This window comes from Methylomonas rivi (assembly GCF_024505165.1).
In the GTDB taxonomy this organism is placed as follows: Bacteria; Pseudomonadota; Gammaproteobacteria; order Methylococcales; family Methylomonadaceae; genus Methylomonas; species Methylomonas rivi.
Genome location: NZ_JANIBK010000367.1, coordinates 1 through 653, shown reverse-complemented (window position 1 = coordinate 653; position 653 = coordinate 1). Strand labels below are relative to the sequence as shown.

Here is a 653-nt window from a genome sequence, read left to right as displayed (position 1 = left end):
CGGCGCCCACGTCACCCAGCCCAACGCCGACACCATGCAAACCGTCATGCGGCTGGCTTTGCGGGATGCCGGACTGGAAGCCGGTCAAATCGGCTATATCAGCGCCCACGGCACCGCCACCGAGCAAGGCGACATTGCCGAAAGCAACGCCACCGCGGCGGTGTTCGGCGCCAATACCCCGATCAGCAGCCTGAAAGGCTATACCGGCCACACCTTGGGCGCTTGCGGCGCCCTGGAAGCCATGGTGGCGATTCAAATGATGCGCGACGGCTGGTTTCACCCCAATCTTAACCTCGACCATATCGACCCGCGCTGCGCGGAGCTGGATTACATTACCGGCACGGGCCGCGCGTTGGCCGCCGAGTATGCGATGAGCAACAATTTTGCTTTCGGCGGGGTGAACACCTCTCTAATTTTCCGGCGTTGGGATCATTGATAGGACGCGGCGGATGAAACACCCCGGCCCAGTCTCATCCGTAACCAATGCGCTGGATTTTACCTTGCAGCATTGGTGCGCGTGGCAATCCGGGCCCGCATCGGCAGCCGCGGAAGCCTGGCCCGGCGGGCAAACGCTACCTCATCAAAACGGTAACGCCGATGTGGGTTTTTTGCCGATGATGCAACGCCGCCGCTTGTCGCCGCTGGCCCGAGCG

Annotated in this window: 1 protein-coding gene and 1 pseudogene; both read left to right on the top strand. The window is 62.5% G+C overall.

The features are described 5' to 3' along the window. A pseudogene (locus NP596_RS21775) lies at positions 1-436 on the top strand (beta-ketoacyl-ACP synthase); the annotation flags it as partial. 13 nt (positions 437-449) lie between these two features. Continuing rightward, the coding region (locus NP596_RS21770; protein ID WP_256617462.1) for a beta-ketoacyl synthase chain length factor at positions 450-653 on the top strand (204 nt) is incomplete at its 3' end.